The organism is Streptomyces sp. CLV115 (assembly GCF_038448545.1).
Lineage (GTDB): Bacteria > Actinomycetota > Actinomycetes > Streptomycetales > Streptomycetaceae > Streptomyces > Streptomyces sanglieri.
On record NZ_JBCEWQ010000039.1, the window covers coordinates 48711 to 56812 of the forward strand.

Sequence of the window (8102 nt, forward strand, 5' to 3'; positions counted from 1 at the left end):
GGCGTTCCTCTCCTTCGGCCGCCTCGCGGCGACTCTTTCCTGCCGGGCGGCGTCCCGCCCTGTCCGGGGAGCCCGGCTGCCTTCGGCCGGCGGGCTCCCCTGCCCCTCTCACCGGCGGCGCGTCACATCACCACCGGTGTCGCCTCACGACGCGTTGGGGCCGACGTCCGCGGCCGTGAGGGGGTGACGGAGCGCGGGCGCGGTCGAGTACTCGTCGGCGCCGACGTCCCGCGCGCTGCCCCGCGCGTCACCGTCGATGTCGTCGGCCACGACCGTGCCGGTGAACGTGGCCGCGCCGATCGCCGGGCTCCCCGCCGACAGCCGGGCGACGCCGTCCGTGCCGGTCACCAGCTTCGGGTCGACGCGGGTGTAACCACCGGAAGGGATGTTGCCGTTGGCGGCCGCCCCCCACAACAGGTTGCTCTTCCAGGTGAAGCCGGTGGTCGCGCCCATCGACACGAGGCTGCCGTTGTCGCCGACGATCAGGTTGTCCGCGACGACCACGTCCTTGGGCTCGTACGTCCGGGTCTCGCCCGAGAGCGAACCGGAGTTGCCGAGCAGGGTGTTGTGCACGATCACCGCGCGGTCGCAGGCATCGTTGCCGCGCCGCTCGTCCTCGGTCTCCCCCGAGTTGTGGTCGCGGGTGGTTCCGCTGCCGACCACCAGGGCCCGGGCGGACAGTCCGCTGAGGTAGTTGTTGACGATCAGGTGGTCGTTGCCATAGAGACGTACGCCCTCGCTGCCACCGATCAGGTAGTTGCCCTCCACCCTGGAGCGGTTGCCGTGGCGCAGCACGATCCCGCCGCGGCTGTCACGGATGGTGTTGTAACGGATGATGTTGTCGGAGGACTTCACCGAGATCGCCTCGGGGTCTCCGTCCGCGTGCTCGAACAGGTTGTACTCCACCACCGCGTGGGCGCTGGACAGTGCGCGCCCGCTGACGCCGAGCCGGATCGACTCGCCGCCGTTGGACCCGGCGAAGCTGTGGTCGGAGAAGTGGTTTCGCAGGATCTGGAGGTTCTGGGCCATGCCGGTCGAGCCGGGGCCGTCGACGACCAGGAAGATTCCGGCGGTGGTCTTGTCGTGGAAGTGGTTCCGGTCGACCTTCGAGTCGTCGGACCGCACCAGGAGCCAGTACGGGTCGCCGGTGTCCGCGAACTGGAAGTCGTTGCGGGTCATGCGGATCGACGAGCAGTTCGCCGGGAGCTCCAGCGTGGTGCTCTGCCGGAAGGCGAAACCGCTGATGGTGATGTTGCTCGAATTGGAGAGGACGAAGCTGCGTTCGCCGCGCAGCACCGCGCCGCCGCGGGTCCTGGAGACGATGGTGATCGGCGCGGCGCTGGTGCCGTTCCTGCCGGACACGTTGATCGCGCCCCCGGACGGAACGGTGTACGTGCCGTCGGCCACGATGATCCGGTCGCCGGGTACGGCGGCGTTGATCGCGCTCTGGAGTTCGGCCAGGGAGCCGACCGGCTTGTCGGCCGCCGAAGCGTCGATCGACATCGAGGTGCTGAGCGGCACGGCGGCGAGTGCTGCCACCGCGGTGCCCCTGAGGAACGTGCGTCGTTGCATGGTGCCTCCTGTGGCGACGAGATCATGACGGGCCCGGTCCGTACAGCCCCCGCGGCTGGACGTGCCGGTGCCGGGTGACCGGCGGCGGGGACAGCCGGGGGCGGACCGGGCCGGCTGTCCCGCTCGGGCGGACGTGGTCAGCGGGCGTCGGGGCCGACGTCTGCCGTGGTCAGTGGCCCGCGCCGGGGCGGCCGGTGCGAGTACTCGTCTGCGCCCACGTCGGCATGCCGGCCGCGCCGCTCTCCGTCGATGTCGTGGGTGACCGGTGGCCGCCGGAGCGTGCCCGCGTCGATCACCGGGCTGCCGGCGGCAGGCCGGGCGATGCCGTCCGCGCCGGTCACCAGCTTCGGGTCGGCCCGGGTGCGTCCGTCGGCGGGGATGTTGCCGTCGGTCCCGGCACCCCACAGGATGTTTCCGGACCAGGTGAAGCGGACGGTGTCGGCCATCGCGACCAGCTCGCCCGTGTCCCCGACGAGCAGATTGTCCGCGACGGTCACGTCGCGCGGCTCGTGGGGGCGCTGGCTCTCGCCGGAGAGGGTGCCCTTGTTGTTCACCAGGGTGTTGTAGGCGATGAGGACCCGGTCGGGCGCGTCGTTGCCGCGGCGGTCGTCGGGCGACTCGCCCGGCAGGTGGTCGCGCTCCGAGCCACTGCCGATGACCATGGCCCGCCCGGACAGACCGGCCAGGTGGTTGTTGACGACTACATGGTCGTTGCCGTAGATCCGGACGCCTTCCGTGCCCGCGACGAGGTAGTTGCCCTCCACCCGGTTCCGGTTTCCGTGCCGCAGGACGATTCCGCCGAAGCTGTTGCGGATCGTGTTGTGCCGGATGACGTTGTCCGAGCTCTTCACGGAGATGGCCTCCGGGTCGCCGTTGGCGCGCTCGAACAGGTTGTACTCCACGACCGCGTGGGCGCTGGACAGTGCCCGGGGGCTGACGCCGAGCCGGATCGGCTCGCCGCCGTTGGACCCGGCGAAGGTGTGGTCGGAGAAGTAGTTGCGGAACACATGGACGCGCTGGGCCATCTCCTCGGTGCCCGCGCCCTCGATCCCGAGGTAGATGCCCAGTGTGGATTTGCCGTGGAAGTGGTTGTGGTCGACCTTGCTGTCGTCGGCGCGCACCATCACCCAGTGCAGGCCCTCGATGTCGGCGAGCCGGAAGTCGTTGCGGGTCAGCCTGATGTGCGAACAGTTCGGGGGGATGTCCAGGGTGCTGCTCTGGCGGAAGGCGAAGCCACTGAGTGTGATGTGGCTGGACGCGTCGAGGACGAAGCCCTGTTCGCCTTCGAGGACGACGCCGCCGCGGGAGGCGGCGACGACGGTGATGGGCGCGCGCTCGGTGCCCTGTTTGTTCCGGATCGTGATGGGCCGTTCCGACGGCACGGTGTATGTACCGTCGGCCACGACGATGCGGGCGCCCGGGCGTGCCCGGTCGATCGCGGACTGGAGCTCTTCGAGCGAACGGACGGCGGCCGGGGCCGTCGTGGCGCTCGCGGTCACGAGACCGCCGGTGGCGGCGACGGCGAGTGTCGCCCCTGCCGCGGAAGCCATGAGGAACGTGCGGCGTTGCATGGTGCCTCCGTGAGTGTGGTGGTGGATCGGTGGGGCGGGGTCCGGGTTCTTTCGTCCGGATCGGGCCGGACCGGGCCGGATCAGGGAGCGGGGCACGCGGCCCGGCACGATCCGGACGAGAGCCGCCGGGTCAGCCGTCGGCCCCGTCGGCCGGGGTGTCCAGGAACAGCTCGATGACGGGCACCGGAGTGTCGGGGCGCTGGACGGGGATCTCCAGGGTGAGGGTTCCGGCCGGCTGCCCGCCCATCTCCGTGTTCATCGCGGGCCGGTCCGGGTCGATGTGGACCTGGATGATCTCGGAGGCGTCGTTCAGCAACTGGGCGTAGCGCACCCGCCCTGCGAGTCCCGGCAGGTGCAGATGGCGCAGCGGCCAGGCGAGGAGGTGGACGTAGAGCCGGTCGCCGCGCCGGGTGTACCGGCACTCGGGCGGGGCGGTGTACGGGGCCGGGCCGCAGCCGCGGACCGAGCGCTCGTGCAGGTCCATCCACCGGCCGATCTCTTCGAGGACGGCGGCGGCGCGCGGTTCGAGGTCGCCGCGTCCGTTCGGGCCGACGTTGAGCAGCAGGTTGCCGCCCTTGGACACTCCGTCGACGAGCATGCGGATCAGCAGGTCGGCGCTCTTGTGGTCCAGGTTGTCGCGGTCGTAGCCCCAGCTGCCGTTGAGCGTCTGGCACGCCTCCCACAGCACGGGCCGGCCGTCCTTGGTCATGGGACCGGAGGGCTGGTACTGCTCGGGGGTGATGAAGTCGCCGGGCAGGCCGGTCCGGTCGTTGACGAGGATGTGCGGCTGGAGTTCGCGGACCGTCTCCAGCAGCTTCGGGGAGTCCCAGTCGTCCGGCCCCTTGCCGCCCCACCAGATGCGGCCCGCGTAGGAGAAGTCGAAGAACAGATAGTCGATGCGGCCGAAGGAGGTCAGCAGTTCACGGACCTGGCCGTGCAGATAGCTCCGGTACTCGCGGATGTCGCGGTCGGCAGCCGCGGCCTTGAACTCCTCGTCGTCACGCTGCGGATGGGTGCCGTCCACGGGGAAGGAGGGGTGGTGCCAGTCGATCAGGGAGTAGTAGAGCCCGACCTTGAGCCCTTCGGCCCGGCAGGCCTCGACGAACGGTCCGACGAGGTCCCGGCCGTACGGGGTGTTGGTGACCTTGTACTCGGTGAGGGCGCTGTCCCAGAGGCAGAAGCCGTCGTGGTGCTTGGTGGTGAGAACGACGTACCGCATGCCCGCCGCTCTGGCGGCCCTGGCCCACTGGACCGGATCGTAGCGGTCGGGGTCGAAGTGGTCGAAGTAGACCTGGTACTGCTCGTCGGTCAGCTTCTCCCGGTTCTTGACCCATTCGTGCCGGGCGGCGAGGGAGTACAGGCCCCAGTGGACGAACATGCCGAACCGGTCGTCGGTGAACCAGGTGGTCTCCGGGGCCGGCGCGGGGGCCGGGTTCGCGGCGGGTGCGGAGGGGGACGCCGACGGGGTCTCAGCGCTCGGGGTCATGGGGCATCGTTCCTTGTCGTCGGCGTCCGGGCTCGCCGGTGCGCGTCCGGAGGGCTGGGCTGGTCGTACGGGGGTTTCGGGTGCGGACGGGGTGCCGGGTCAGCCCTTCAGGGCGCCGGAGGACAGTCCGTGCACGAAGGAGCGCTGGAAGAACAGGAAGACGATCACGGAGGGAAGCAGGGCCAGCAGGGAGGCGGCCATCACCACTCCGGGGGTGACGGCGGGGTCGATCCGCAGGGTCCGCAGCGCCAGCGGGAGGGTGTACGAGGAGGAGTCCGTGGAGACCAGGAGGGGCAGCAGGTACTGGTCCCAGATCATGGTGAAGCCGAAGACTCCGATGACCCCGAGCGCGGGCTTGCACATCGGCAGAATGATCTGGGCGAAGATGCGCAGGTCACCGGCGCCGTCGATACGGGCGGCCTCTTCGAGCTCCCGGGGCACGTCCTTCATGAACTCGGTCATCACGAGGATGGAGAAGCCCCAGGCGCCCAGCGGGACGATCATTCCGGCCAGGGTGCCGATGAGGTTGAAGTGGACGACCGGCAGGTCGGAGAGGATCACGGACAGCGGGAGGGCCAGGATCTCCTCGGGCAGCATCAGCGTCGCGAGGATGGCGACGAGCACCAGGGTCATCCCGGGGAAGCGCTTCCTGGCCAGTGCATACCCGGCCAGGACGGAGACGGCCACCTGGAGCAGCAGCCCGAAGCCGACCACGAAGAACGAGTTCAGCAGGTACGCGAGCACGCCCTGGTCGAAGGCGATCCGGAAGTTGTCCAGGGTGGCGCCCGAGGGGATGACGCTGAGCTGGGTCGGGTCCTTGACGTGGCTGAAGGCGCTGACCAGCAGGGCCAGCAGGGGCCCGGCGAAGACGATCAGGACCAGCAGGTAGGTGACGGCCTTCAGGATCCGCCCGCCGGGACTGCGGCTCTCCGTCAGACCCAGCGCGGTCTCGGTCGGCGCGTTCATTTGCTCTCTCTCCGTCGCAGCAGGTGGACGACGACTGTCAGGATCAGCGTCGCGATGAACAGCAGGACGGCTCCCGCCGCGCCGACGCCGAGCCGGTTCTGCTCAAGACCGAGCTTGTAGATCAAGGTCATCACGACCTCGGTGGAGCCGTCGGGCCCACCGTTGGTGAGCAGGAACACCTCGGTGAAGACACGCAGTCCGCGGATCGCGGCGAGGATGAACAGGATCGAGAACACCGACCGCAGGCCGGGCACCGTCACGTGCCAGACCCGTTGCAGCCGGGAGGCGCCGTCGACCTTCGCGGCCTCGTACAGGCCGCGGTCCACGCTGGTGAGGCCGGCGAGGAAGATCATCATGTCGTAGGGGGCGCCCCGCCAGATGCCGGTGACCATGATGGAGGCCATCGACGAGTCGGGGTCGTTGATGAATCCCGAGGGGCCGAATCCCACCAGGCCGAGGATCGAGTTGAGCATGCCGTCGGAGGTGGGGTGGTACATGATCCGCCACAGCTCGGCGACGACCGCGATCGGCACCACCACCGGCAGGAACGCGGCGGAGCGCACGAACCCGAGCCGGCGGCCCTGTCCCTCCATCAGCAGGGCGAGTGCGAGACCGAGGACCATCGAACCGGCCGTCTGCCCGGCGGCGAGGACCACGGTGTGCCAGGCGGCCTCGCGGAAGCCGTCGGACTGGAGCACCGTGGCGTAGTTCTCGGTACCGACCCACCTGTTGCCGAGGTAGGGCTGGACGTCCTGGAAGGACATGGTCAGCGCGCTGACCATGGGGATGAACTTGAAGTACAGGAAGAGGAGCAGTGCAGGTGCCAGGAACAGCCAGGGCGTCCACCACCGGCCCGCCCGGCGGTCGCGCCCGCGGCGGCCGGCGGCCCCGTCGGCCGCGCGGCCCGTTTTCCGGGAGGCGGGCCCGGCCGCCGGGAGGGCGGCCGGATCCGCCTGGTCAAGACTCATGACGCGGCGATTCCCTGTTCCTTGAGGATGTCGGCGAGCTGCTTGTCGAGCTCCTTGAGCTTGGTGCCGGTGTCCAGGTCGCAGTCGGCCAGCAGGGCGTTGACGGCCTCCGCGGTCGTCTGCCGGACGGGGGTCCAGTTCGGGATGGACGGCGCGTACCGGCCGGCGCTCCGGTAGATGTCGGCGTAGGTCTTCCACCGGGGGTCGGGGCGGACCTGGGAGATGTCCACCGTCTCGTTGACGGGCAGCTGCACGGTGAAGCCGGTTTCGCCGGCCATCCCGGTCTTCTGGCCCTCGGCGGAGATGGCGAAGTCGGCGAAGGCGTCCTGGCCGGCCATGTTCTCGGAGCCGGCCATCAGGTAGACGGATCCGCCCTCGGCGAGCACGGTGGCGTCCTTCGGGCCCTTGGGCATCGGGACGACCTCGTACTTGTCCTTGCCGAGGGTCTCGTCGAAGCGGGGCAGCAGATACGGGCCGACGACGAACATGCCGGTCCGGCCGGCCTCGAACGTCTCGTTGGTGGGCGGGGTCTCCATGGTCACGGCGCCGGGCTGGATGACCTTGCTCTTGCAGCCGAGGTCGCGGAACCACTCCACGGCCTGAACCGATTCCTTCGTGGTCATCGAGGGCTTGTACTTGCCGTCCCCGGCCCCGGTGATGAAGTCACCGCCCGCGGCCCAGAGGAAGTTGGAGAAGTACCAGGAGGCGTATCCGCGCTTGGTGGACAGCGGGGCGGCGAGGCCGTAGGTGTTCTTCTTGCCGTCGCCGTCGGGGTCCTTGGTGGTGAAGGCGTCGGCCATCGCGGCGAACTCGTCCCAGCTCTGCGGGACTTCGAGCTTCAGCTTCTCGCGCCAGTCCTTGCGGATGAGCAGCGCGGAGGCCTGCGCCGAGTACGGCAGGCCGAACTGCTTGCCGTCCACGCTCTTTCCGGAGTCCAGCCCCTGGCCGACGATCTGCTTGCTGTTCTTGAGCTTGGCCAGGTCGATCTCCCGGAGCAGGCCCTGGCTGTGCATGGCGCCGAGCTGCGTCACATCGTTCATGACGATGTCGGGCAGCTTCTTCTGTGCGGCCCGCTGCTGGAGCTTGGTCTCGAAGTCGTCGAAGATCGCCGTGACCTTGACCTTGAAGCCCGTGGACTTCTCGAAGGCGGCGGCGAGCTTGAGGGCTCCCTGCTCTCCCGGGCCGCCCGGCGTCGTCCGGGTCCACAGTTCGAGCGGTGCCTTCGAGTTCTGCTTGGCGTCCACTCCCGCAGGCCCTGATGTACAGCTGGTGAGGACAAGTGCGGACGCGAGAACACCCGCACCGATCCACCGCGTTCTCTGCATGACAACTCCTGTTTCGCCGCATCACAGCTGGCCTGGAAGCGCTTGGTCACAACTGGGCTGGAAAGCGCTCGATCACAGCTGGCCTGGAAAGCGCTTGCTGGGACGCTAACGGGGTCCGAATCCTTGGTCAATAGTCCGATGAATACAAAAGCTTCGCGTTGGCTCGCGAGAGCCTTGCCGGGCTCGCCCCCACACCCCTCCCCCACTGCCCGCC

At 69.2% G+C, this 8102-nt stretch carries 6 protein-coding genes; all 6 read right to left on the minus strand.

What is annotated here, in order from left to right; translation table 11 throughout:
• Positions 1–144 precede the first annotated feature (144 nt).
• Entirely contained in the window at positions 145–1572 is a 1428-nt protein-coding gene (locus AADR41_RS16275) for a polysaccharide lyase 6 family protein (protein ID WP_342282111.1), read from the minus strand.
• A gap of 137 nt (positions 1573–1709) precedes the next feature.
• On the minus strand, positions 1710–3143 hold the full coding sequence (locus AADR41_RS16280) for a polysaccharide lyase 6 family protein (RefSeq protein WP_342282112.1): 1434 nt from the start codon (positions 3141–3143) through the stop codon (positions 1710–1712).
• Between the two features lie 130 nt (positions 3144–3273).
• Positions 3274–4629 (minus strand): alpha-L-fucosidase, encoded by a 1356-nt coding sequence (locus tag AADR41_RS16285; RefSeq protein ID WP_342282113.1) that lies wholly within the window; start codon positions 4627–4629, stop codon positions 3274–3276.
• 99 nt (positions 4630–4728) lie between these two features.
• Positions 4729–5595 (minus strand): carbohydrate ABC transporter permease, encoded by an 867-nt coding sequence (locus tag AADR41_RS16290; protein ID WP_259928921.1) that lies wholly within the window; start codon positions 5593–5595, stop codon positions 4729–4731.
• Positions 5592–6563: a carbohydrate ABC transporter permease gene (locus AADR41_RS16295; RefSeq protein ID WP_342282114.1), complete on the minus strand. Its 972-nt coding sequence runs from the start codon at positions 6561–6563 to the stop codon at positions 5592–5594. Before AADR41_RS16295 ends, AADR41_RS16290 begins: the two co-directional genes overlap by 4 nt.
• Positions 6560–7807 carry an ABC transporter substrate-binding protein gene (locus tag AADR41_RS16300; RefSeq protein ID WP_342282115.1) on the minus strand — a complete coding sequence of 416 codons (1248 nt, stop codon included), beginning with the start codon at positions 7805–7807 and terminating at the stop codon, positions 6560–6562. Before AADR41_RS16300 ends, AADR41_RS16295 begins: the two co-directional genes overlap by 4 nt.
• Positions 7808–8102: the final 295 nt, after the last annotated feature.